This window comes from Aureimonas endophytica (assembly GCF_014642635.1).
In the GTDB taxonomy this organism is placed as follows: Bacteria; Pseudomonadota; Alphaproteobacteria; order Rhizobiales; family Rhizobiaceae; genus Plantimonas; species Plantimonas endophytica.
The window spans coordinates 1-21690 of sequence record NZ_BMIQ01000017.1 but is presented as its reverse complement, the minus strand read 5'-3'; the positions used below and the strand labels follow the sequence as shown (position 1 = coordinate 21690).

24 protein-coding genes and 1 riboswitch are annotated in these 21690 nt (G+C 68.6%); of the genes, 10 read left to right on the top strand and 14 right to left on the bottom strand.

Going from position 1 to position 21690, the window contains the following annotated elements; translation table 11 throughout:
- Window positions 1-139: 139 nt before the first annotated feature.
- Window positions 140-1246 (bottom strand): TRAP transporter substrate-binding protein, encoded by a 1107-nt coding sequence (locus tag IEY14_RS25440; RefSeq protein WP_188913614.1) that lies wholly within the window; start codon window positions 1244-1246, stop codon window positions 140-142.
- Window positions 1247-1427: 181 nt separating this feature from the next.
- On the opposite strand from IEY14_RS25440, the gene IEY14_RS25435 reads away from it, so the two are divergent.
- Entirely contained in the window at window positions 1428-2192 is a 765-nt protein-coding gene (locus IEY14_RS25435; RefSeq protein WP_188913612.1) for a gamma-glutamyl-gamma-aminobutyrate hydrolase family protein, read from the top strand.
- A 6-nt stretch (window positions 2193-2198) separates the two neighbouring features.
- On the opposite strand, the gene IEY14_RS25430 is transcribed toward IEY14_RS25435, so the two are convergent.
- The 4 genes from IEY14_RS25430 to IEY14_RS25415 form a co-directional block, all read right to left on the bottom strand.
- Window positions 2199-3278: a nickel/cobalt transporter gene (locus IEY14_RS25430; RefSeq protein WP_188913610.1), complete on the bottom strand. Its 1080-nt coding sequence runs from the start codon at window positions 3276-3278 to the stop codon at window positions 2199-2201.
- Window positions 3269-3940: a DUF1007 family protein gene (locus IEY14_RS25425; protein ID WP_244639681.1), complete on the bottom strand. Its 672-nt coding sequence runs from the start codon at window positions 3938-3940 to the stop codon at window positions 3269-3271. Before IEY14_RS25425 ends, IEY14_RS25430 begins: the two co-directional genes overlap by 10 nt.
- Window positions 3941-4026: 86 nt before the next feature.
- Window positions 4027-4545, bottom strand: coding sequence for a L,D-transpeptidase (locus IEY14_RS25420; RefSeq protein ID WP_188913609.1), 519 nt, complete (start codon window positions 4543-4545; stop codon window positions 4027-4029).
- A gap of 68 nt (window positions 4546-4613) precedes the next feature.
- Window positions 4614-5570, bottom strand: a complete 957-nt coding sequence (locus tag IEY14_RS25415; protein ID WP_244639680.1) for a LysR family transcriptional regulator — start codon at window positions 5568-5570, stop codon at window positions 4614-4616.
- A 513-nt stretch (window positions 5571-6083) separates the two neighbouring features.
- Here IEY14_RS25415 and odc2 point away from each other — a divergent pair.
- Both odc2 and IEY14_RS25405 read left to right on the top strand, forming a co-directional pair.
- Entirely contained in the window at window positions 6084-7217 is a 1134-nt protein-coding gene (gene odc2, locus IEY14_RS25410) for an ornithine/lysine decarboxylase (RefSeq protein WP_188913608.1), read from the top strand.
- 98 nt (window positions 7218-7315) lie between these two features.
- Window positions 7316-7903 carry a GNAT family N-acetyltransferase gene (locus tag IEY14_RS25405; protein ID WP_188913607.1) on the top strand — a complete coding sequence of 196 codons (588 nt, stop codon included), beginning with the start codon at window positions 7316-7318 and terminating at the stop codon, window positions 7901-7903.
- A gap of 68 nt (window positions 7904-7971) precedes the next feature.
- Here IEY14_RS25405 and IEY14_RS25400 read toward each other — a convergent pair whose 3' ends face one another.
- A complete protein-coding gene (locus tag IEY14_RS25400; RefSeq protein WP_188913606.1) occupies window positions 7972-8220 on the bottom strand; it encodes a DUF2798 domain-containing protein in 249 nt (82 codons plus the stop codon).
- 241 nt (window positions 8221-8461) lie between these two features.
- Between IEY14_RS25400 and IEY14_RS25395 the strand changes: the two genes are divergently transcribed.
- Together IEY14_RS25395 and IEY14_RS25390 are read left to right on the top strand one after the other, a co-directional pair.
- Entirely contained in the window at window positions 8462-8743 is a 282-nt protein-coding gene (locus IEY14_RS25395) for a ribbon-helix-helix domain-containing protein (RefSeq protein ID WP_188913605.1), read from the top strand.
- A gap of 11 nt (window positions 8744-8754) precedes the next feature.
- Entirely contained in the window at window positions 8755-9084 is a 330-nt protein-coding gene (locus IEY14_RS25390; RefSeq protein WP_188913604.1) for a type II toxin-antitoxin system RelE/ParE family toxin, read from the top strand.
- Between the two features lie 25 nt (window positions 9085-9109).
- Here IEY14_RS25390 and IEY14_RS25385 read toward each other — a convergent pair whose 3' ends face one another.
- Both IEY14_RS25385 and IEY14_RS25380 read right to left on the bottom strand, forming a co-directional pair.
- On the bottom strand, window positions 9110-10087 hold the full coding sequence (locus IEY14_RS25385; RefSeq protein ID WP_188913602.1) for a WD40 repeat domain-containing protein: 978 nt from the start codon (window positions 10085-10087) through the stop codon (window positions 9110-9112).
- Window positions 10087-11226, bottom strand: a complete 1140-nt coding sequence (locus tag IEY14_RS25380; protein ID WP_188913600.1) for a CobW family GTP-binding protein — start codon at window positions 11224-11226, stop codon at window positions 10087-10089. The genes IEY14_RS25385 and IEY14_RS25380 overlap by 1 nt, the downstream gene beginning before the upstream one ends.
- 174 nt (window positions 11227-11400) lie before the next feature.
- On the opposite strand from IEY14_RS25380, the gene IEY14_RS25375 reads away from it, so the two are divergent.
- The 4 genes from IEY14_RS25375 (at window position 11401) to IEY14_RS25360 (ending at window position 14512) form a co-directional block, all read left to right on the top strand.
- Window positions 11401-11871 carry a MarR family winged helix-turn-helix transcriptional regulator gene (locus IEY14_RS25375; RefSeq protein WP_188913598.1) on the top strand — a complete coding sequence of 157 codons (471 nt, stop codon included), beginning with the start codon at window positions 11401-11403 and terminating at the stop codon, window positions 11869-11871.
- A gap of 103 nt (window positions 11872-11974) precedes the next feature.
- On the top strand, window positions 11975-13009 hold the full coding sequence (locus tag IEY14_RS25370) for a LacI family DNA-binding transcriptional regulator (RefSeq protein ID WP_188913596.1): 1035 nt from the start codon (window positions 11975-11977) through the stop codon (window positions 13007-13009).
- A complete protein-coding gene (locus IEY14_RS25365; RefSeq protein ID WP_188913594.1) occupies window positions 13006-13980 on the top strand; it encodes a 2-hydroxyacid dehydrogenase in 975 nt (324 codons plus the stop codon). Before IEY14_RS25370 ends, IEY14_RS25365 begins: the two co-directional genes overlap by 4 nt.
- 88 nt (window positions 13981-14068) lie before the next feature.
- Complete coding sequence (locus tag IEY14_RS25360) at window positions 14069-14512, top strand: hypothetical protein (protein WP_188913592.1); 444 nt, start codon at window positions 14069-14071, stop codon at window positions 14510-14512.
- Window positions 14513-14601: 89 nt separating this feature from the next.
- Here the strand turns inward: IEY14_RS25360 and IEY14_RS25355 are convergent, their stop codons facing one another.
- Genes IEY14_RS25355 through otsB form a run of 5 tightly spaced genes read right to left on the bottom strand, consistent with a single transcriptional unit; the run spans window position 14602 to window position 19002 of the window.
- Window positions 14602-15279: a GNAT family N-acetyltransferase gene (locus IEY14_RS25355; protein WP_188913590.1), complete on the bottom strand. Its 678-nt coding sequence runs from the start codon at window positions 15277-15279 to the stop codon at window positions 14602-14604.
- Complete coding sequence (locus IEY14_RS25350) at window positions 15276-16154, bottom strand: alpha/beta hydrolase (RefSeq protein WP_188913589.1); 879 nt, start codon at window positions 16152-16154, stop codon at window positions 15276-15278. Before IEY14_RS25350 ends, IEY14_RS25355 begins: the two co-directional genes overlap by 4 nt.
- A gap of 4 nt (window positions 16155-16158) precedes the next feature.
- Window positions 16159-16797: a bifunctional 4-hydroxy-2-oxoglutarate aldolase/2-dehydro-3-deoxy-phosphogluconate aldolase gene (gene eda / locus IEY14_RS25345; protein ID WP_373289057.1), complete on the bottom strand. Its 639-nt coding sequence runs from the start codon at window positions 16795-16797 to the stop codon at window positions 16159-16161.
- A 31-nt stretch (window positions 16798-16828) separates the two neighbouring features.
- Entirely contained in the window at window positions 16829-18253 is a 1425-nt protein-coding gene (locus IEY14_RS25340) for an alpha,alpha-trehalose-phosphate synthase (UDP-forming) (RefSeq protein ID WP_188913585.1), read from the bottom strand.
- Window positions 18254-18276: 23 nt separating this feature from the next.
- Window positions 18277-19002: a trehalose-phosphatase gene (gene otsB, locus IEY14_RS25335; protein ID WP_188913583.1), complete on the bottom strand. Its 726-nt coding sequence runs from the start codon at window positions 19000-19002 to the stop codon at window positions 18277-18279.
- A gap of 185 nt (window positions 19003-19187) precedes the next feature.
- On the opposite strand from otsB, the gene IEY14_RS25330 reads away from it, so the two are divergent.
- Window positions 19188-19901, top strand: a complete 714-nt coding sequence (locus tag IEY14_RS25330; protein WP_188913581.1) for an NlpC/P60 family protein — start codon at window positions 19188-19190, stop codon at window positions 19899-19901.
- Between the two features lie 15 nt (window positions 19902-19916).
- On the opposite strand, the gene IEY14_RS25325 is transcribed toward IEY14_RS25330, so the two are convergent.
- Window positions 19917-21200, bottom strand: coding sequence for a D-amino acid dehydrogenase (locus IEY14_RS25325; RefSeq protein WP_188913579.1), 1284 nt, complete (start codon window positions 21198-21200; stop codon window positions 19917-19919).
- Between the two features lie 150 nt (window positions 21201-21350).
- A riboswitch (glycine riboswitch) is annotated at window positions 21351-21440 on the bottom strand.
- Between the last annotated feature and the right edge of the window lie 250 nt (window positions 21441-21690).

The following is a 21690-nucleotide window of genomic DNA, read 5'->3' as shown; positions in this document are numbered from 1 at the left end:
CAGCTGCGCACCGGCGGCCAGGGCGGCGCGGCCCGCAAGCCCGCCCCGGCGGCGGACGACTGGGAAGAGTTCTGAGCCGTCCGATACGACACGATCCGAGGCCGGCGGCGCAAGTCGCCGGTCTTTTCGTTTGAGGAGGTCAGGCGCCGCCGAGCGCGCCTTCCCGCTGCTTGATCATCATGAAGGTGTCGAACGTGTATTCGGGCACCTGCTGGTAGCGATAGGTCTCGGCCCGGAAAGCCATCATCGAATCGTGGATCGTCTTGAAGGCCGGGTTGCGGCCGGCGATCTCGCCATAGAGCTTGTTCGCGGCGTCGAAGGCGGCGTTCAGCATGTCCTGCGGGAAGGGGCGCAACTGCGCGCCGCCGGCCACCAGCCGCGCCAGCGCCGCCGGATTGCGAAAATCGTACTTGCCCTGCATCTCGATCGTCACCGCCCGCGCCGCCATGGCGAGGAGACTGCGATAGGTCGGCGGCAGCCGGTCATGGGCGTCCTTGTTGACGAGGAAGGACAAGGACAGGCTCCCCTCCCACCAGCCGGGATAGTAGTAGAAGGGCGCGAGCTTGGCGAAGCCGGCCTTCTCGTCGTCATAGGGGCCGACCCATTCGGCGGCGTCGAGCTCGCCGCGCTCCAGGGCCGGCGCGATGGCCTCGACCGGCAAGGGCTGCGGCACGGCGCCGAGCCGCTTCATCACCTCGCCGGCCAGCCCGACGGCGCGGATCTTCAAGCCCTTCAGATCCTGCACCGCGTTGATTTCCCGGCGGAACCAGCCGCCCATCTGCGCGCCGGTATTGCCGCCCGGCAGATAGCGCAGCCCCTGCCCCTCGAAGAAGCCGTTGAGAAGGTCGATGCCGCCGCCGGCCAGCAGCCAGGCCTCCAGCGCCCGAGCATTCATCGCGAAGGGCAAGGCGGCGCCCAGCGCATAGGCCGGATCCTTGTCGATATAGTAATGCGAGGCCGTGTGCGTCATCTCCACCGCCCCGCCGATCGCGGCATCGGCGAGGCCCGAGACCGGGCCGAGGCCGCCCGGCGGCACGATCTCGATCTCGAAGGCGCCGTCCGTCGCCTCGCGCAGGAAGCGGGCGAGATCCAGGGCGCCGCCATGGAGCGCGTCGAAGACCGGCGGAAAGGCGGAGGCGCAGCGCCAGCGGATGCGGGGAGCGGTCTGCGCGAGGGCGGGCGCGGCGAGCCCGGCCGCCGCGACGCCCCCGAGGGCGCCGGTCCGCATGAAACGACGACGGTCCATCGGACCCCTCCTGCCTATTCGCCCGGCGGCGACGCCCCGCGCCGCCGAACCGCACTCCGACACATAACGGCTCCCTGCATCCAGGCGTAAGGGCGCTTTTTCAAGGCGGAAAGCGAAGGCCGCGCTGCTTGACGCGGCTCGGGCGACATGATGCTTGTCCCGCCGTTCTCAGGAGACGACCATGCCGGCCGCAACGCTTCTCGTCGCCGTTCCCGCCGATGTGCGCGAGTTCGGGAATTACCACTGGCATGCGAGCCCGGACACCTATCTGAAGGCGATCCTGCGGGTGGCCGGCGCGGTGCCGCTGATCGTGCCGGCCCTGTCCGACGAGTTCGACATAGCGGCCGTGCTCGACCGCGTCGACGGCGTGCTCGTCACTGGCTCGGCCTCCAACGTTCATCCGTCCCGCTACGGGACCGCCGCCTCGCCCGCCTTCGAGCCCTATGACACGGCCCGCGACTCGCTGACCGACGCCATGATGCGCGGCGCGCTGGACAAGGGCGTGCCGCTTCTCGCCATCTGCCGGGGCCTTCAGGAACTCAACGTCGTGCAAGGCGGCTCGCTCGCCACCGAGATCCAGGAACTTGACGGCCGCATGGATCATCGCGCCCCCGAACTGCCCGAGCAGGACCAGCGCTTCGCCATCCGCCAGGACGTCGCCGTGACGGGCGAGCGCCTCTCGGCAATTCTCGGCGCCTCCGAGATTAAGGTGAACTCGCTGCATCGCCAGGCGATCGACCAGCTCGGCGACGGCCTCACTGTCGAAGCGCGCGCGCCGGACGGTACGATCGAGGCGGTGTCCGTCGAAGGCGCCAAGGGCTTCGCGCTCGGCGTGCAATGGCATCCGGAATATTTCGCGACGAGCGACGCGCCCTCCGCCGCCATCTTCCGTGCCTTCGGCGAGGCCTGCCGGACCTATGCCGCCGGCCGGCGCCGCGACGCCTGAGGCTGGCTAGGCCAGCGAGCCGCCGAGCAGCATCAGGCCCATCAGCAGCACGAAGACGGCGCCGAGGATCTCCACCGTGTCGAGGACGAGACGCGAGCGCCCGCCGGCGCGGCCGAGGCGCAGCGCGACGCCCTTGGCGAGAACGGTGAGCGCCGCGATGGCCGAGACGGTGATCGCGGTGCCGAGCGACACGGCGAAGACGGAGACGAGGCCGGCGCCGTAAAGGCCGTTGACGAGGGCGAAGGCCATGACGCTCACCGCCCCCCAGCAGGGCCGGATGCCGACCGCGAGCACGGCCGAGACGGCGCCGGAAAAGGACAGGCTCTCGCCGCCGAGCCGCGCCGGATCAGCGATATGCGGCCGGCCGCAATCGCAGTTCTCGTCGTCTTCGGCCATGCAGATATCGGCGCTGAAGCCGCCGGAGGCCGGGCGCATGATCGGGTCGGCCGGAAGCGATGCGGCCGAGGCGAAGGCGAGACCGCCCGTTCCCTGAAAGGCGGCGGGCGGCGCGAAGTCGAGCTTCATCCGCACGCGGCGCGGCCGGCGCGCCATCTCGACGAGCTTGCGCGCCAGGAGCCAGAGCCCGAAGGCGGCGACGAGCGCGAAGGAGCCGGTCTCCAGCCATTGCGACACGTCGGTCATCGAGATGCCCGAGCCGCGCAGCACGAACCAGCCCGCGCCGGCGACGAGGATCGCCATCACGGCCTGGAGCGCCGAGGAGACGAAGGAGAGCAGGATGCCGCGGCGCAGCTGCACCTTGTCGGCGAGGAGATAGGAGGAGATGACCGCCTTGCCGTGGCCGGGCCCGGCCGCGTGGAAGATGCCGTAGGCGAAGGACAGGCCGACGAGCACCATCGCCCCGCCGCTGCCATTCTTCATCGCCACCAGCGCCTTGTTCAGCGACATCAGGAACTGGCGCTGCCAGAGGTTGATCTCGAGGAACAGGCCGGCGAAGGGGCCGGTCGGCATGCCGCCGGACTCGGCCGTGCCGATGCCGAGCGAGGATTTCGCCAGCGCCGGCTCGGCGAGGAGCGCGAGGCCCGCCGCCGCGAAGAGCGCGAGGAGGATCGGAGGTTTCAGCCGCATTTCACCTCCACCCGCGTCGCCAGGATCTGCGCGTAGTTCACCCCGTCTTCCGGCACGGTCTGGTCCGGGCCGAGACTGGCGATGGAGGCCATCCATTGCTGCGCCGCCTCGTCCTCGTCCGGCACCGTGACGCTCTTGGTGCAGGAGGCCGGCAGGTCGACCAGCTGGAAGCCGTCCTCGGCGAATTCGAAGGCGGTGAAGAAGGTCTCGTCGAAATTGGCGACGGTGATCGGCACGGTCTTGAGATCCACCGGCTCGGCCGGCTTCATCTCGAAGAAGATCAGGAGCTGGCTGTCCTGGTAGAGGGCACGGATCTCCTCAGGCGGCTGCATCTTCACCTGCGCCCCGCCCGGCTTCTGCACGAAAGTGTAGAAGGAATATTCGGCGATCGATTCCTTCACCGTGTCGGCGACGGCCTGCAATTCGTCGTCGTCCAGGATCGAGTTCTTGTTCTTGTCGTAGTCGAGCACGACGCTGGTCGAGAACATCTCGTCCATGCGCCAGATGTTGCGGATGGCCTTCAGCTGGCCTGAGGCATCCCCGACGATCTCCATCCGCGCGTCGGCGAAGACATGCGGATGCGCCCGCGCCGCCGTCGATGCCAGAAGGCAGGCCGCCGCCATTCCGGCGGCAAGGCCGGCTGTCCACATCCTCGATGCCATCATGCGAAATCCGGCCGTCCCTCGACGCGAGTCGTGTCGCGCGGATTGATGGCCGAATTTGGGGCGCCGCTGAAGCCCCGTCCCGCCTATTCCTCGACGACGACCTGCGCGCCGACATGGACGCGCTCGAACAGGTCCTGAACATCGGCATTGCGCATGCGGAAGCAGCCGGCCGAGGCGGCGCTGCCGATCGAGTTCGGCGAGTTCGTGCCGTGGATGCGATAGGTGCTCCAGCCGAGATTCATGGCGCGCACGCCCAGCGGGTTCTTCGGCCCCGGCCCGACCGAGACCGGCAGGTCAGGATGTTTCTCGCGCATGTCGGAGGTGGGGATCCAGATCGGATCGAGCCGCTTCTTCGACACCCAGCTGCGGCCGAACCACTGCTCCTCCGGCCGCCCGACCGCGATGTCGTAGCGCAGCGCCGTCGCCGGGCCGGTGACGAGATAAAGGCGGCGCTCGGCGGTGCGGATGACGATCGTGCCCGGCTCGAAGGCCTCGTCGAAGGCGGTCTGCCGCACCTGCGCGCCGCCCGTCTTCGCCTCGGCGGCAGGCGCCAGGGCGAGGAGGCCGAGAAGACCGCAGAGCAGAGCCGGCAGATGACGCATGAATTCCCCCTCGCGGCCGCGATCGCGGCCGTTCCTCTTCGACGAGGCACGAGTCTGCGCCAGGATGGTTAGCGCTTCGTCACCGCCTCGTCCCCTTCCACGCCTTCCACGCAGTCCCCCTCCCCGTCGCAATGGTTCTTGCGGAAGAACTGGGCGAGATAGTCGACGAAGAGTCGCACCCGCGTCGGCAGGTGCCGGCGATGCGGGAACACGGCATAGATGCCGGCATCCTGCGGCAGGAAGGGCTCCAGCACGCTGACGAGCCGGCCGCTGCGCAGGTCCTCGCGCACGACGAATTCGGGGATCAGCCCGAAGCCGAGCCCGGCGCGCACCGCCGCCCGGACCGTGACCGGACTGTTGGCGGTGAACTGCCCGGAGACGGCCACCGCGATCGGCGCGCCCGTCGCCGGCTCGCGGAAGGACCAGTTGGAGAACATCCGCGAATTGGAATCGATCACCGTCGGCAGGCCCGCGAGATCGCTCGGATGGGCCGGCGTCCCGACCCGCGCCAGAAGGGTGGGGCTGACGCACATCTTCAGCCGCAGTTCCGCGAGCTTGCGGGCGATCATGGCCGAATCGGCGAGCCGCGTCATGCGGATCGCGACGTCGAAGCCCTCGTTCAGGAGATCGACGAAATTGTCGTCGAGATGAATGTCGAGCGAGATGTTCGGATGATCGACGGCGAAGTCGACGAGACAGCGCCCGAGCAGCGAATCGCCGAAGGTGCGGGCGGCGCTGATGCGCAGCAGCCCGCGCGCCTCCCCCGTCGCCTCCCGCGCCTCCTCGTTCAGGTGGTCGAGCTCGGCGAGAACGGCGGACGCGCGGGCGAAATAGACTTCGCCGGCGGCGGTGAGCGCGATCTGCCGGGTCGTGCGGTTGATGAGCAGCACGCCGAGCTCGTCCTCCAGCTCGCGCACATATTTCGACAGGAGCGCCTTGGAGCGGCCGGTCTTCCGCGCGGCGGCGGAGAAGCCCTCGTTCTCCACCACGGCGATGAAGGCGCGCATGCGCGTCAGAGTGTCCAACTCGCCTCCGGGCTTGCCTGACGCTTGCGTCCTGTTGCGCGGACGAAACAGCCCGCCGCCCTTGATGGGACGGCGGCGGCGGAAAAGCAACCAAGGCCGATTTTCCTGTTGTGCATGACGGTCGCGGTGCCTATATCGCCGCTTGCCCAAAGTCGCACGAGCCTGTGGGCGTCCCCCGATCCTCAAATGCGAGGGCCATCGGGCAGGTCCTGGAGAACGCCTCCAGTCGATTTCGCAGCATCGCGGAATCGAGGACGCCTTAAAGCAACGACGGTGCGGGCTTTTTTGGTCTCTCCCGGTCTCCAAAGCCGGGAATGCTGAAGAGGCACACCTTCTTTGCCCCAAGTGCGGCGGGTTCAAGCCCTCCACGCCAAGGCAGTCATATCGGCAGCGCATTCGTGCCTTGCCGTCAAGCCGTCGCGGTCGACGGCGGAATTCGCGCGCGTCCGGACAGGGTGCCGCGAAGGCGTCGTCGTCCGCTCCGTCAGAACGCCCCGTGTTGGAACGACGCTCATGGCCACGCAGCGCATCATCGATTTCCTCGCCACCCGACGTCCGAGCGGCCCCTGCCTCGTCGTCGATCTCGACGTGGTCGAGGAGAATTTCAACGCCTTCCGCAAGGCGCTGCCGGACTCGTCCATCTATTACGCCGTGAAGGCCAATCCGGCGCCGGAGATCCTGCGCCTCCTCGCCTCGCTCGGCTCCTCCTTCGACTGCGCCTCGGTCGCCGAGATCGAGATGGCGCTCGACGCCGGCGCCACGGCCCCGCGCATCTCCTACGGCAACACGATCAAGAAGGAGCGCGACGTCGCGCGCGCCTTCGAACTCGGCGTGTCGCTCTTCGCGGTGGACTGCGTCGAGGAAGTCGAGAAGGTGGCGCGCGCGGCGCCGGGCGCCCGCGTCTTCTGCCGCGTCCTGACCAATGGCGAGGGCGCCGAATGGCCGCTGTCGCGCAAGTTCGGCTGCGTGCCGGCCATGGCGATCGACGTCCTGGCCCGCGCCGAGGCGCTCGGCCTGAAGGCGACCGGCGTCTCCTTCCATGTCGGCTCGCAGCAGACCAATGTCGAAGCCTGGGACAGCGCCGTCGCCGACGCCGCCTTCGTGTTCGACACGCTGGCCGAGCGCGGCATCCAGCTCACGCTCGTCAATATGGGCGGCGGCTTCCCGACGCGCTATCTCAAGGACGTGCCCTCGGCCGCCGAATATGGCCGCGCGATCTTCGAGGCGCTGCGCCGGCATTTCGGCAACCGCATCCCGGAGACGATCATCGAGCCGGGCCGCGGCATGGTGGGCGATGCCGGCGTGATCAAGGCCGAGGTCGTGCTCGTGTCGAAGAAGTCGGTCAGCGACGAGAACCGCTGGGTCTTCCTCGATATCGGCAAGTTCGGCGGCCTTGCCGAGACGATGGACGAGGCGATCCGCTATCCGATCGTGACGGAGCGCGACGGCGACGCCAGGAGCCCCTGCGTCCTGGCCGGTCCGACCTGCGATTCAGCCGACGTCCTCTACGAGAAGACCCCCTATCCGCTGCCCGTCTCGCTCACCGTCGGCGACGAGATCCTGATCGAGGGCACCGGCGCCTATACGACGACCTATTCGGCCGTCGCCTTCAACGGCTTCGAGCCGTTGCGAGCTTACGTGATCTGACCCGGCGCCTCCGGCGCCGGGCCGTTTCGCCCGCGCGCCGGAAGGATCTGACCCGGCGCGCATTCCCTTCGGCCCCGCTTCTCGAGGGTTGAAATTCCATGTTCGCGGACGTTTCCCTTCTTTCCCTTGCCCTACCGGGCGCCTCGCTCGCCGCCATCGGCGACGAGCTGGCCACGGATGCCCCGGCGCGCGAGGCGCTGCTCGACGCGGCCATGGGCCCGGCGCGCCGCCGCAAGTCGTCGGAGGCGATCCGGCGCGGCCGTCTGCCGGCGGAAGGCCTCGCCTTCGTCGCGCGGGACGAGGCCGGCGGACTGCTCGGCACGGTGCGCCTCTGGAACGTCGCGCTCGGCGAGCGCGCGATGCCCGCCCTGCTTCTCGGCCCGCTCGCGGTGGCAAAAGCCTGCGAAGGGCTCGGACTCGGCAGCCGCCTGATGCGCCGCGCCGTGGCGGAAGCGGCTTGGCGCGGGCACCGGGCGATCCTTCTCGTCGGCGATCCCGACTATTACGAGCGCTTCGGTTTCGCCGCCCGCCCGGCGGCGGGGCTCGCCATGCCGGGTCCCTTCGAGCGGCACCGCCTGCTCGGCCTGGAGCTGCGCGACGGCGGGCTCGGCGGGGCCGAGGGCCTGATCCGCCCGACGGGACGGCTCGAGGCCGGCTTCGTGGAGGAGACGGCGCTCGTCGCCTGAGCCCCTGACCCTCCACCGCGAAACGCGCCGCCCCGACGAGGAACGGCGCGCCTCAAGGGCGGCGGATCTCAGCGCGGCGCGGCCTCGACCAGCCAGCCCGTCACCCGACGGACGACCGGCAGGACGAAGAGCAGGGTGGGAAAGGCGACGAGCCAGGACAGGCCCCAGCCGCGCGCCCATTGCGCCAGGAGATCGTCCGCCAGCCCCACGGCGCGAGCCGTCGAGATGCCGGAAACGATGCAGCACATCATGAGGGAAAGCAGCAGAGGCGTGATGATCGCGCCATAGGGCGCGGGAAGCTTGCGGGATGTCCGCATGGCACTGCTCCGTATCACGGCGGCTCCATCTCGGAGCCCGCCGATCGAAGCGTTGCTTCACGTTAACGCTTACGGAGTGCCGAGGCGCTCGGTAGAGCTCATAGAGCGAATGGCGGCATGGGTCAATTCCTGCCGGCTGCACCATACCCGCTCGGAACCGACTCTTGGCCGGCCAATTCCGGGCTTTGGACCGTGTGGATTCGGGTATATGTTTGCCCTCTTTGGCTGATGGGAGTCCGCAATGACAACGGGCCGAGCCCTGACCATCGTTCTGCCGCCTGAAATGATCAGGATGGTCGAGGCGAAAATTGCGTCGGGTCAATATGCCGACGAAAATGCCGTGATCGAGGATGGGCTTCGCATTCTGGCGCAACAGGATGACGAACTCGACCTATGGCTGAAGGCCGAGATCCCGGAGCGTTATGCGGAGATCCTTCGCAGTCCGGCCATCGCCATTCCCTCCGACGAGGTCTTTGCGGGCCTGGAGGAACTCCATCGACGCCGGAACGAGCGCAACTCGTAGCCTTTGCCAAAATGGCGCACCGCGTCCTATTCCATCCAGCCGCCCGTACCGAACTCGAACAGATCTACACCCATGTCGCGGCGCGAGCCGGCGCCGATACCGCCTTCGCGTTCGTTTCCGGCATCCGTGAGTTCTGCGACCGCCTTGCGCTATTTCCGAAGCGCGGCACGGAGCGCTCCGGGATCATGCGAGGATTGCGGATCATCGGTTATAGGCGAAACGTCTCGGTCGCCTTCGTCGTGGTCGGCAAGAGTGTGATCGTCCTCGGCATCTTCCTCAAAGGCCGCGATGCGACCAAACGGATATTGGCCGCAAGACAGGCGTCCTTTCCGACGAGTTGACGGCCGTGGACGGCGTTTCGCCCCCTCAACCCGTCAGATCGACCACCCCGGCATCGCCCTCGTCGCTGCCGAAGGCGAGGAGCCGGCCGGTCTTGTTCCAGGCGATGGCGTTGATTGCGCCCTTGCCGCCGCGCCGCAGCACCGCCTCGCGCGCGTCCGAGAAGCGCACGGCGAGGATCATGCCGTCGACATAGCCGATCGCCACCATGTCCTCGTCGGGATGGCAGGCGACGGCCGTCACCATGGAATTGCCGCGCGTGCCGAGTTCGAGCGGCGCCCTGTTCATCGGCCCGTCCTTGCCCGAGAAGGGCCAGAGGATGGCGGCCGGAGCGCCGGAGGTGGCGAGGAAGCGGCCGCGCGCCGACCAGGACCAGCTCTTCACCTTGGCGGGATAGCCCGTCATGCGCATGTGCTTGCCGTCTTCCAGCCGCCAGCCATGCAGCGCGTTTTCCTGCATGCGGGTGACGAGGAAGCGCCCGTCCGGGGAAAAACGGGCCCCGACATGGGCGCCCTTCCATTCGAGCTGCACCGGCGCGGAGTCCGTCGCCGGGAAGAAGAGCGAGGCGCCGTCATAGCGCGCCACGGCGAGGCGCAGCCCCTTCGGCGCGAAGGCGAGGTCCTCCACCGTGCGCGGCAGGTCGAGTTCGCGCAGCGTGGCATCCGCCTGCCGCACATAGGCCTTGCGCCCCGTCGAGAAGCCGACGACGCCGTTCGGCCCGCCGGCCAGCGTGTCGATCCACTTGCGGCCGATCGAGGCGAGCTCCTCGACCCGCTCCGGCCCGGAAACGGCGAGGACGCGCCCGTCCTCGCCGCCCGTCAGGAGACGGTTCGAAGACGCGTCGAAGCGCGCGACGGTGAGGCCGCCGCCATGGGCCTCCACCACCCGCTCGCCGCCGGCCGGGAAGCGCAGGGTTCCGTCGGTCAGCGCGAAGACCGGCTCGCCGTCCAGAAAGGCGGCCGCCTCGACGAAGCCTTCGAAATCATAGGGCGCGATGGACGGCATCAGGCTTTCGCGGTCTCGCGGGCGAGGCAGGCGAGGAAGCCGGCCTTCAGGGCCTCGGCATCGAGCTCGCGCCCGATGAAGACGAGCCGGCTCTCGCGGGTCTCGTCGTCGCGCCAGGGCCGCTGGTGGTCGCCCTCGATGATCATGTGGACACCCTGCACGACATAGCGGTCCGGATCGTCGGCGAAGGCGATGATGCCCTTGAGGCGCAGGATGTTCGGCCCCTGCTCCTGGGTGAGCTTCTGGATCCAGGGAAAGAACTTGCGCTGATCCATCGCGCCGGCCCGCAGAGAGACGGAGTTCACCGTCACGTCGTGGATGGGCGCCAGAGGTTCGTGGGTATGATCATGGTCGTGCCCGTCATGATCGTGGTGGTGGTGATCGTGGCCGTGATCGTGGTGATGGCCATGATGATGGTGGTGGTCATGGTCGCAATCCGGGCCGCAGACATGCTCGTCATGCGCCGCATGCGCCTCTTCGAGGAAGGCCGGGTCCTGGTCGAGCACCCGCTTCAGGTCGAAGGCGCCCTGCCCCAGCACGCGGTCGAGCCCGATCGCGGCGCGTTCGGTGCGGTGGATCACGGCATGGGGATTGATGGCGCGCACCGTCGCCTCGACGCGCGCGAGCTCCTCCGGCGAGACGAGATCGGTCTTGTTGAGGAGCACGACGTCGGCGAAGGCGATCTGGTCCTCCGCCTCCTTGGAATCCTTCAGCCGCAGCGGCAGATGCTTGGCATCGACCAGCGCGACCACGGCGTCGAGCTTGGTCTTGGCCCTCACGTCGTCGTCCATGAAGAAGGTCTGGGCCACCGGCACCGGATCGGCGAGGCCCGTCGTCTCGACGACGATCGCGTCGAAGCGGCCTTTGCGCTTCGTCAGGCCTTCCACGACGCGCACCAGATCGCCGCGCACGGTACAGCAGACACAGCCGTTGTTCATCTCGTAGATCTCCTCGTCGGATTCGACGATGAGGTCGTTGTCGATGCCGATCTCGCCGAACTCGTTGACGATCACGGCATAGCGGCGGCCGTGATCCTCGGAGAGGATGCGGTTCAGAAGCGTCGTCTTGCCGGAGCCGAGATAGCCGGTGAGAACGGTGACCGGGATCTGCTCTTTCGCCTGGGAAGCCGTGTCGGACATCGGATATCTCCTTGATGTGCGGCGCATATAGGCCCGCCCCGCGGCGAATGCACGCCCGTTTCGCGGCACGGTATAACATTCGCGCCGCGATTCACCCTTTGCCGCGCCGATGGTGGACAGGCGGAGGTTTCCTCTGCATCTTCCGCTCGCAACGGGAGGGAGCACCGCCCCGCCATGGCCGGCAACAAGAAGAAGCGTTCGGGCCTCAGCCAGCTCTTTCTCGCGGCGCGGGCGGGACGCACGGCGCTTTCCGCCAAGCTGGCGGTGCGGGAGCTCTATCCGGGGCAGGACGCGGTGCTGCTCGCCCTCGGCGAGGAGGCGGGCCTGTCCTTACGCGATCTGGCGACCCGCCTCGCCGTCCGCCCGCCGACGATCACCAAGACCATGGCCCGCCTTTCGGCGCAGGGCTTCATCGAGAAGCGCGCCTCGCCGCGCGACGCGCGCCAGAGCCATGCCTTCCTCACGGAGAAGGGCGAGGCGCTGCTGGAGGAGATCAAGACGGCGCAGCGCTCGGTCGAACGCGCGGCGCTGGCGGGCTTCACCGATCGCGACCGGCGGCGGCTGAAGAAGCTCCTGCGGCGCGTCGAGAAGAATCTCGGCCATGTCGATGATGAGGCGGATGAGGAGAAGGACGGGGACGATTGAGCCGAGCCCGCGCCGATCGGAGCGCCCTGAGCTTTTCGTCGGCGCTTCCTTTTGCCATAGATCCCGAATGAGCGACGCAAACCAGCAACCGGGAACCTGAGGCTTGGCGCAGAAGGTCAAGCTCTCGACCATCGCGGAGGCTCTCGGCCTTTCGACCGCGACCGTGTCGCTCGCCCTGCGCGACAGCCCGCTCGTCGCGGAAGTGACGCGCGAGCGCATCAAGGCCGAGGCCATCGCCTCCGGCTATATCTACAATCGCCGGGCCGCCAGCCTGCGCACCTCCAAGTCGGGCATCGTCGGCGTCTGCGTCCACGACATCATGAACCCGTTCTTCGGCGAGATCCTGATCGCGATCGAGCACGAGCTCGACCGGCATCGGCAGACCTTCATCCTGTCCAACCATTACGACAACCTGTCGAAGCAGCGCTCCTTCGTCGACACCATGCTGCAGCTCGGCGCGGACGGGCTGATCCTCTCGCCGGCCATCGGCACGCCGGCCTCGGATCTCGAACTCGCGGAAGGCAACAGCCTGCCGGTGGTGCTGATCGCGCGCACCGTCGAGGGGTCGGATGCCGGCAGCTTCCGGGGCGACGATTCGATCGGCATGGCGATGCTGGTGCGCGCCCTGATCGCCGAGGGCCATCGCAGCATCGCGATGGTGGGTGGCACGTCCAAGACCTCGACCGGGCGGCTGCGCGAGGCGGGCTATCTCCACGCGCTGGCCGAGGCCGGGATCGAGTTCCGGCCGGAATGGCGCATCGCCGGCCCGCGCGGCCGCCATTCCGGCTTCGACGCGGCCGAGACCTTCGTCAGGATCGCCGAGCGGCCGACGGCGGTCTGCTGCTTTTCCGATCTCGTCGCGCTCGGCTTCATGTACGGCCTGTCGCGCGCCGGCCTCAGGCCCGGCATCGACGTCGCGGTCGCCGGCTACGACGATATCGACGAGGCGGCGATCGCCACGCCGCCGCTCACCACCGTGGCGAACGGGCAGAAGGAGGTCGGCCGGCGCGCCGCCAGCGCCCTCCTCGCCCGGCTGGGCGGCACCGCCTTCGCCGAAACCGAAGAACTCATCGTGCCGGAACTGCGCATGCGCCAGTCCTCCGGCTTCGACTGGAACGCACGGCCGGACCTCAAATGACCGCTTCGCCCTCCGTCACCCTTCTCGTGCCGCGCGCCTTCAATGCCGACACGCTGGCCGAACTCGGCGAGACCTATCGCGTGCTGCGCTGCGAGGACGGGGCGATCGACGCCCTGCCCGCCGAGGCGCGGGCGGCGGTGCGCGGCGTCGCGGTGGCCGGGCGCTTCGCCGATGCCGACATGGCGGCGCTGCCCAATCTCGAGATCATCGCCCATTTCGGCGTCGGCTATGACGGGGTGGACGCATGGGCCGCCGCGCGGCGCGGCATCATGGTGACGAACACGCCGGACGTCCTCACCGAGGAAGTGGCGGATACGACGCTCGGCCTTCTCATCAACACGGTGCGCGAGCTGCCCCAGGCGGAGGCCTATCTGCGGGCCGGGCGCTGGACGGAGCGGCCCTATCGGCTGACGCCGAACACCCTGCGCGGCCGGCATGTCGGCATCATGGGCCTCGGGCGCATCGGGCTGGCCATCGCCCGCCGCCTGGAGGCCTTCGGCCTGACCATCGCCTATCACAACCGCTCGCCGCGCGGCGACGTCGCCTATGCCTATCATCCCGACCTGATCGGCCTGGCGACGGCCGTCGACACGCTGATCGTCGCGGCGCCGGGCGGGGCGGCGACGAATGGCGCGGTGAATGCCGAGGTGCTGAAGGCCCTCGGCCCGGACGGCGTTCTCATCAATATCGGGCGCGGCTCGGTGGTGGACGAGCCGGCGCTCGTCGCCGCGCTGCAGGACGGCACGATCGCCGGGGCCGGCCTCGATGTCTTCGCGCGGGAGCCGCATGTGCCGGACGCGCTTCTCGCACTGCCGAACGCCGTGCTCCTGCCGCATGTCGCCTCCGCCTCGCGCGCCACGCGCCGCGCCATGGGCCGTCTCGTTCTCGCCAATCTCGACAGCTGGTTCGCCGGCCGGCCGGTGCCCAATCCCGTGCCGGAAACGATCGACGTCGCTCCTCCGCGCGGCTAGGAGGGCGGCGCGAAAGGTTTCGGTAAGGTCTGCTTAACCTTTCGTTCGTAATGCTAGAGCTTGGTCAGGCGATCGAAGGGTTTTGGTCATGAAGTTTGCCGCGATCACGATCGGGGTGGGCATCGTCGGCGCGCTCCTCGCATCCTCCCTCCAGAGTCCCGCGAAGATTTCCGGCGACGGCCTGCCGGCCGATGTGGTGGTCGATCCGACGATCACCGGCAGCATCGTCAAGACGGCCGGCGCGACCGGCAGCGGCGCCGTGAGGCTCATCGACCTGAAGAGCGGCGCGTCCTGCAAGACGGTGACGCCGCCGGATTCGGGCGAGATCAGCGCCGCGCCGCTCGGGGCGGACTGCGCCAAGTCGCCCAGCCTGTCGCGCATCGCCTATTGGCGCGCGGCGGCGGACGGCTCGCTGATCATGGCCGATCGCAGCGGCAAGACGGTTCTGGAATTCGCGCCGGGCGACGGCGTGCTCTACGAAAGCGTCTATCCGGCGAACGAGCTGGTGACGATCGTTCCGGCGCGCGGCTAGGCCGTTTCCAGGCGAAGCGGGATCGCTTCGCCACCGCATGATGCGGGAAGAGCGAGGGCCCGATCCCTCGGCTTGGACCTTACGGCGGCTCAGACCGCCCTTATCTCCCCGAGGGAGCGACGCTGCCGGCCCTCGCCGTCGAAATTCTCCGGTACGAGCCAGGCCTCGAAGGCCGCTTTCAGCTCCGGCCATTCGCTGTCGATGATCGAAAACCAGGCGGTGTCGCGGTTCTCGCCCTTCACCACCAGATGCTGGCGGAACAGGCCCTCGAAGGAGAAGCCCAGCCGCTCGGCGGCGCGCTTCGAAGGCTCGTTCCGGTCGTTGCACTTCCATTCGTAACGGCGATAGCCGAGCTCGTCGAAGACGCGCCGCATCAGGAGATATTGCGCCTCCGTCGCGGCCGGGCGGCGCTGCAAGGCCGGCGAGAGCGCGATATGGCCGACCTCGGCGACACCATTGGCGGCGTCGAGCCGCATCAGCGCCGCGACGCCTGCCGCGCGCCCCGTTTCCGCCGGGATCAGGGCGTGGAACAGCGGATCGGCGCCGCGATAGGTCTTTTCCGCGAAGACGTGGAAGGCCTCGCGGCTGGCAAAGGGACCATAGGGCAGCCAGCGCCAGAGCGCGCCGTCCCGATCGGCGGCATAGGCCTCGAACAATTCGTCGAAGCGCCGCGCGTCGGTGATCGGCTCGGCGGTGACGAAGCGCCCGGCGATCGCGGTCGTGCCGGGCAGCGGACGCGGGGTCCAATGGCTGAGATCGCGGGTCACGAATGTCTCCGGATGAAGGTGAGGACGCGGTCGCGCACGGATCGCTCGCCGACCGGCAGCGCCGTCGCGAGCCCGCTCAGGATGGAGATGTGGTCGGCGCCGGGCAGGATCTCCGCCTCGACGCCGTCGCCGGCCGCCCGCAGCCGCGCCGCGAGCGAGCGCGTGTTCTTCGGATCGACGGTGCGGTCCTTGTCGCCGGCGAGAAGCAGCGCCGGCGGCTCGCCGCCCCGCACGAACTCGACCGGCTGGCTGGCGGCGAGCGTCGCAGGCGGAAAGATGCGCTTGTACCGCTCTTCCGTCAGCGGCAGGAAGTCGTAGGGTCCGGCGAGACCGACGAAGCCGGCGAGGCGCTTCGGCGACAGGCCGGCGGCGCGCAGATAGCGATCGTCCAGCGTCAGCAGCGCGGCGATCTGACCGCCGGCGGAATGGCCCATGAGGAACAGCGGATGCTGCCCGGCGGCAAAACCCTCCCGCCCCTTCCCGGCAGCGCGCTCGACAAAGGCGACGGCCTCGGCCGCATCCGTGACGAAGCCCGGAAAGCGCACCTCGGGATAGACGCGATAGTCCGGCACCGCGACGGCAATGCCGGCGCTGGCCAGCGACTGGCCGACGAAGCGGTAGAGCCCCTTCGAGCCGCCGGCCCAGGCCCCGCCATAGACGAAGACGACGACCGGCGTCCGCGGCCCCGCATCGCTGGGGATGTAGAGATCGAGCGTGCCGCGCTCGCCCGGACGATAGCGGATGTCGCGATGGAGCGCATAGCCGGCGCGGCTGGTGACCGCGTTGAGAAAATCCGCGCCGGCATTGCAGCCGGCGAGAAGCGGAGCGGCGAGGGACAGGGCGAGGGCGAAGGCCGCCCTCCCCGCGCGGCGCATCGGCTCAGGCCGCCAGGGCCGCCGCCTCCGCCGCGAGCCGCGTGATCTCGTCGAACCGTCCGGCCGTGACCACGTCCTTCGGCGCGACCCAGGAACCGCCGACGCAGACGACGTTGGGCAGCGCCAGATAGTCGCGCACATTGGCCATGGAGACGCCGCCGGTCGGGCAGAAGCTGATCGCCTGGAAGACAGGCGCCAGCGCCTTGAGATAGGGCACGCCGCCGAGCTGCTCGGCCGGAAAGAACTTCAGGACCTCGTAGCCTTCCTCGATCATCGCCATCAGCTCGCTCGGGGTCGCGGCGCCCGGCAGAAGCGGTGCGGGCGAGCCCTTGGCTGCGTCGAGCACCTCCATCGTCGCGCCGGGCGAGACGATGAACTTGGCGCCCGCCGCCTCCGCCTCGTCGAACTGCTTCGGGGTGAGAATCGTGCCGGCGCCGCAGACGATCTCCGGCACGTCCGCCGCCACGGCGCGGATGGCGTCGAGCGCCGCCGGGGTGCGAAGCGTGATCTCGATCGCCTTCAGACCGCCGGACGCCAGGGCGCGAGACAGGTCCACCGCCTCCGCCGCGCTGTTGACGGCGACCACCGGCATCACCGGCTGCGCCTTCAAGATGCCCAACAGCGTCTGCTTGTCCTGCGGCATGGTCATCACTCCCGCTCCTTCGCTGGAACCGTCAGCGGTTCTCTAGAGCATCGGCGGGTCGATCGCCATCCTCCCGGCCCGCATCCTCCAGGGCTTCGATGAACTTGCGGCACCATTCGGCCGCCGTGTTGGCGAAGACCTTGTCGCGCATCGCGCGCCAGCGCCGCTGCCGCTCCTCCAGCGGCATGGTCAGCGCCCGCTCGAGCGCCGCCGCCATTTCGTCGGTCGCGAAGGGATTGACGATCAGCGCCTCGCCCAGCTCGCTGCGCGCCCCGGCGAAGCGCGACAGGATCAGGACGCCGGGATCGGCCTCGTCCTGCGCCGCGACGAATTCCTTGGCGACGAGATTCATCCCATCGCGCAGCGGCGTCACCATGCAGACCCGCGCGGCGCGATAGATGCCGGCCAGCGCGCGGCGCGTCAGCCCGGTCGTCATGATATGGACCGGCGTCCAGTCGAGCGCGGCGAAGCGGCCGTTGATCCGGCCGACCAGCCCTTCGAACTCGCCCCGGAGATCGACATATTCCTCGACCTCCGAGCGCGAAAGCGGCGCGACCTGCAGGAACTGCACGGTGCCGACCCGCTCCGGATAGTTTTCGAGCAGGCGCTCGAAGCCGAGAAGGCGCTCGATGATGCCCTTCGAATAGTCGAGCCGGTCCACCCCGACGATCGGCAGCGACCGGCCGACATTGCTGCGCAGCATCGCGGCATGCTCTTCCGCCTCCTCCGAGGCAGCGAATTCGGCGAAGCTTTCCGCGTCGATGCCGATCGGGAAGACCTTCGCCTCGATCACCCGGTCGCCGACGCGCACGCGGTCGTTCGGCTGCTTCTGGCCGTGCAGCTCGTGCTTGCAGTAATTGGCGAAGTTGCGCCGGTCGGTCATCGTCTGGAAGCCGACGAGATCATAAGCGAGCATCGCGCCGACGAGGTCGTTGGCGCCCGGCAGGGCGGCCAGCATCTCGGGCGGCGAGAAGGGGATGTGGAGGAAGAAGCCGAGCCGGCCCTTGAAGCCGAGACGGCGCAACTCCTCTCCCAGATAGAAGAAATGATAGTCGTGCACCCAGACGAGATCATCCTCGGACACGAATTCCATCAGGCGGCGGGCGAATTCCCGGTTCACCGCGCGATAGGTGCGGTCGGTCTCCCGCTCGAAGCGGGCGAGATCCAGCCGGTAATGCAAGAGGGGCCAAAGCGAGCGATTGGCATAGCCGAGATAGAAGCCGGCGACCTGATCCTCCGTCATGTCGATGGTGACGAGCTTCACCTCGCCCTCGGTCTCGGTCTTCGCCTGGCTGTCCGTGCCCGCCTCCGACGTCTCGCCGCTCCAGCCGAACCAGAGGCCGCCGCGCCGGCGCAACGCATCCGCGAGACCGACGGCGAGGCCGCCGGCCTTGCCCTCGTCGCTGAGCGGCCCGACCCGGTTCGACACGACGACGAGGCGTGCTTCCTTGCTCATCGGGGCATTCCTTTCAGTTCCATTCAGTCTCGGGCGGCGAGCCAGCGATGGACCGCCGCCACGTTCTCCAGCCGGAATTCGGCGACGCTCGGCGCCGCGCCGACCTTCACCGAAACGCCGCCCGCCTCCCGCACCCAGCGCAGCGCGAATTCATCGGTCGTGTCGTCGCCGAGATAGACCGGCACGCGGGCGGCGAAGGGCGGCTCGGCCATGAAATCCGCCACCGCCCGCCCCTTGTCCATGCCGGCGGGGTGGACCTCGACGATCGCCTCCCCTTCCATCACCAGAAGATCGGGCGCGTCCGCGACAGCCTCCCGCATCGCCGCCTTGGCGAAGGCTTCGAGATCCGGCGCCGTCCGGTAATGCAGGACGAGGGCGGTGCCCTTGTCTTCCAGCGTCAGGCGAGGCGCCTTGGCCAAGGCGGGAGCAAGGCGCCGGCGGACCGGATCGAGCACGTCCGGCCCGACGAGATGCTCCACAGCGCCGTCCGGGCGGCGGCGGCGCTCCAGGCCGTGAACGCCGGCGGCCGCGAAGGGCAGCGGATCGAGAAACCGGTCGAGATCGGCGATGCGGCGGCCGCTGACGATGCCGAGCGCGCCGTCGAGCCGGCTCGCCAGATCGCGCAGGCAAAGGGCGACGGCCGGATCGAGCGCGACCGAAGCCGGGTCATCGGCGAAGCCGACAAGCGTGCCGTCGAAATCGAGAAAGAGGGCGTGCCGATCGGGATCGAGCGGGGGTGGGTCAGCCATGGCCGCTCGGCAAATAGGCGAAACGATGGCGCGGCCCAGCCTCGGAACTGGAGAAACATATCCCCGCCCTCTCCCGCAGCCGGAAGATGATCGACATCCGGGAGCGGCAGCGCCGATGCCGCTCAACCATCAGTTAGCGGCATCCATCCCGGGAATGCGGCGGCCGGCAAGCGACGGAGCATCGCATGGTGACGACGAAGGACATCCAGGTTCGCCTGAAGGCGCTGGGCGACGATCCGGGGCCGATCGACGGCATCCGCGGCCGGCGCACGATCCGGGCGATCCAGCGGTTCCAGCGGTTCCAGCGGCAGAAGGGCTTGGCGGTCGACGGCATCGTCGGGCCGGTCACGCGGCGCCGGCTGTTCGAGGGATCCGACGATCCCCAACCGGGACCGCAGCCGGATCTGCCTTGGTACGAGGAGGCGCGGCGCCTCATCGGCGTCGCGGAGGTCGGCGGCCCGGGCAACAATCGCGACATCATGGACTGGGCCGACGATCTCGACATCCACTATGCGGGCGACGAGGTGCCCTGGTGCGGCCTCTTCGTCGCCCATTGCATCGCCGCGACGCTGCCGGACGAGGAGCTGCCGGCGAACTTCATGGCGGCGCGGAGCTGGCGGAGCTTCGGCGATGCCTGCGAGCCGACCAAGGGCTGCGTGCTGGTGTTCTGGCGGGACCATCCGACGAACAGCGGCAAGGGCCATGTCGGCTTCTATGCCGGCGAGGACGAGAAAGGCTTCTACGTCCTCGGCGGCAACCAGTCGAACCGGGTGCGGATCGCGCGCATCGCCAAGGACCGGCTGCTCGCGGCCCGCTTTCCCGCCACGGCGGTGTTCGGAGAACGGCGCGTGGTGCGGCTCGGCCTCGGAATGAGCGCCTTCGACACCGAAGAGGCGTGAAGGCGCTCCATCCGTTCAGGCGGAGTGGGCGAGGCCCGGCACGGCGGCGGGATCGGCCGTGCCGACAGGCACCGCCGTCTTGCGCGTCGCGGCCGCGACGGTGTTCGCCACCATCTCGGCCGTGATGCCGGATAGCGTCCAGCCGAGATGGCCGTGGCCCGTATTGTAGAACACACCCTCCTGGCGGCCGGCGCCGACGCGCGGCAGCATGTTCGGCATCATCGGGCGCAGGCCGGCCCAGGGAATGACGGCGGAGGTCGAAACGCCCGGAAAGCGATGGCGGCACCATTCGACCAGCGGCCGGATGCGATCCATGCGGATGTCGCGATTCTCGCCGGCGAATTCGGCGGTGCCGGCGATGCGCAGCCGATCAGCGCCGAGACGGCTGGTGACGATCTTCGCCTTGTCGTCGAGGATCGAGACCCAGGGCGCGGTGGCGCGGCTCGCCTCGTCCTCGAGCATCACGGTGACGGAATAGCCCTTCACCGGATAGATGTTGACGCGGTCGCCGAGCATCGCGGCGAAGCGGCGGCTCTGGGTGCCGGCGCAGACGACGACATTGTCGAAGCGGTGATGCTCCGCCGTCCCCTCCGCCGCGAGGTCGAGTTCGATCCCGGCAGCGGTCTTCGCGAGATGGCGGATCTCGACGCCATAGCGGAAAGTCACGCCCTGGCGCAGGCAGGCATCGGCGAGGCCGCGGGTATATTTGTGGATGTCGCCGGTAAAATCGCTCTCGGTGAAGAAGCCGCCATGGAAGCGGCCCTTGATCGCGGGCTCGATCGCGGCGATCTCGTCGGGCGTGACCGAGCGGCGGTCGAGACCGCCCTCGCGCAGCAACTCGTTCACGCCGAGCGCGTGCCGGAACTCGGCCGGCGTCTCATAGACATGCAGGATGCCGCGCTGGACGAGATCGAAATCGACGCCCTCGCGCTCGGCCATGCCGACGAGATGTTCGCGGGCGGCGATGGCAAGACGAACCGTCGCGACGGTGTTCTCGCGATAGCTGCGCGTCGCGGCGACGAATTCGGCCAGCCAGGAGAGCTTGTGCCAGCTCGGCGTCGGATGGAGAAGCAGCGGCGCGTCCTTGCGGAACATCCACTTCAACCCTTTCAGGAAGGTCGAGGGATGGTTCCAGACCTCGGCATTGGAGGCCGAAAGCTGGCCGCCATTGGCAAAGGAGGTTTCCATCGCGGCATAGGACTGACGGTCGAAGACCGTCACGTCGAAGCCGAGCTGGCGCAGCTTGTAGGCGGTGGTGATGCCGGTGATGCCGGCGCCGACGACGGCCACGGAGGTCATGAGCGATCCTTTCGACCACGGGCCCCTGCCCGCGATGCAAATGTCTCGCCCCTCCGTCATGAGCCTGAGAGCTTCACGTCCGGAAAGTCGCTTCCCGAATCGCTTTCTCCTTCGGCGGACGGCTTCAGAGCCGTCACTCTCCGGAATGTCGAACGACGCGCGGTCCTTTTGCCTGAGAGTTTCCGGGGCGGTTGCTCCTTCGGCGCCGGCCTTCCGGCCGATCTCTCCCGCTGTGTCGCGTGAAACGTCACTTATGCTCTCCTTTGAGGAAGAGCAAGCGCCATCGTTCAGCTCTCTGCGCTTTTATCGACCGATTGTCGGGGATGCTTAGCGAAGCGCTGACGCAATCCCAGACGAAGCGGAGGACATTGCTTCTATCCCCCTCCCTCGCAGGGAGAACGGCACAAAGTCGGTTGGCGCGGGCCTATGCTGGGGAGCGCGACTGGTTGTCGATTGCGGCGCGGTATCGAGCGGTTCTGGACTGAGGGGT

Coding starts and splice junctions, on each gene's coding strand:
- IEY14_RS25390 (WP_188913604.1), top strand. CDS start 8,755: ATGGCGCACCGCGTCCTATTCCATCCAGCCGCCCGTACCGAACTCGAA.
- IEY14_RS25430 (WP_188913610.1), bottom strand. CDS start 3,278: ATGCGGCTGAAACCTCCGATCCTCCTCGCGCTCTTCGCGGCGGCGGGC.
- IEY14_RS25395 (WP_188913605.1), top strand. CDS start 8,462: ATGACAACGGGCCGAGCCCTGACCATCGTTCTGCCGCCTGAAATGATC.
- odc2 (WP_188913608.1), top strand. CDS start 6,084: ATGGCCACGCAGCGCATCATCGATTTCCTCGCCACCCGACGTCCGAGC.
- IEY14_RS25340 (WP_188913585.1), bottom strand. CDS start 18,253: ATGAGCAAGGAAGCACGCCTCGTCGTCGTGTCGAACCGGGTCGGGCCG.
- IEY14_RS25420 (WP_188913609.1), bottom strand. CDS start 4,545: ATGCGTCATCTGCCGGCTCTGCTCTGCGGTCTTCTCGGCCTCCTCGCC.
- IEY14_RS25425 (WP_244639681.1), bottom strand. CDS start 3,940: ATGGCATCGAGGATGTGGACAGCCGGCCTTGCCGCCGGAATGGCGGCG.
- eda (WP_373289057.1), bottom strand. CDS start 16,797: ATGCCGCAGGACAAGCAGACGCTGTTGGGCATCTTGAAGGCGCAGCCG.
- IEY14_RS25325 (WP_188913579.1), bottom strand. CDS start 21,200: ATGACCTCCGTGGCCGTCGTCGGCGCCGGCATCACCGGCATCACCACC.
- IEY14_RS25435 (WP_188913612.1), top strand. CDS start 1,428: ATGCCGGCCGCAACGCTTCTCGTCGCCGTTCCCGCCGATGTGCGCGAG.
- IEY14_RS25330 (WP_188913581.1), top strand. CDS start 19,188: ATGGTGACGACGAAGGACATCCAGGTTCGCCTGAAGGCGCTGGGCGAC.
- IEY14_RS25360 (WP_188913592.1), top strand. CDS start 14,069: ATGAAGTTTGCCGCGATCACGATCGGGGTGGGCATCGTCGGCGCGCTC.
- IEY14_RS25350 (WP_188913589.1), bottom strand. CDS start 16,154: ATGCGCCGCGCGGGGAGGGCGGCCTTCGCCCTCGCCCTGTCCCTCGCC.
- IEY14_RS25380 (WP_188913600.1), bottom strand. CDS start 11,226: ATGTCCGACACGGCTTCCCAGGCGAAAGAGCAGATCCCGGTCACCGTT.
- IEY14_RS25365 (WP_188913594.1), top strand. CDS start 13,006: ATGACCGCTTCGCCCTCCGTCACCCTTCTCGTGCCGCGCGCCTTCAAT.
- otsB (WP_188913583.1), bottom strand. CDS start 19,002: ATGGCTGACCCACCCCCGCTCGATCCCGATCGGCACGCCCTCTTTCTC.
- IEY14_RS25375 (WP_188913598.1), top strand. CDS start 11,401: ATGGCCGGCAACAAGAAGAAGCGTTCGGGCCTCAGCCAGCTCTTTCTC.
- IEY14_RS25400 (WP_188913606.1), bottom strand. CDS start 8,220: ATGCGGACATCCCGCAAGCTTCCCGCGCCCTATGGCGCGATCATCACG.
- IEY14_RS25385 (WP_188913602.1), bottom strand. CDS start 10,087: ATGCCGTCCATCGCGCCCTATGATTTCGAAGGCTTCGTCGAGGCGGCC.
- IEY14_RS25405 (WP_188913607.1), top strand. CDS start 7,316: ATGTTCGCGGACGTTTCCCTTCTTTCCCTTGCCCTACCGGGCGCCTCG.
- IEY14_RS25440 (WP_188913614.1), bottom strand. CDS start 1,246: ATGGACCGTCGTCGTTTCATGCGGACCGGCGCCCTCGGGGGCGTCGCG.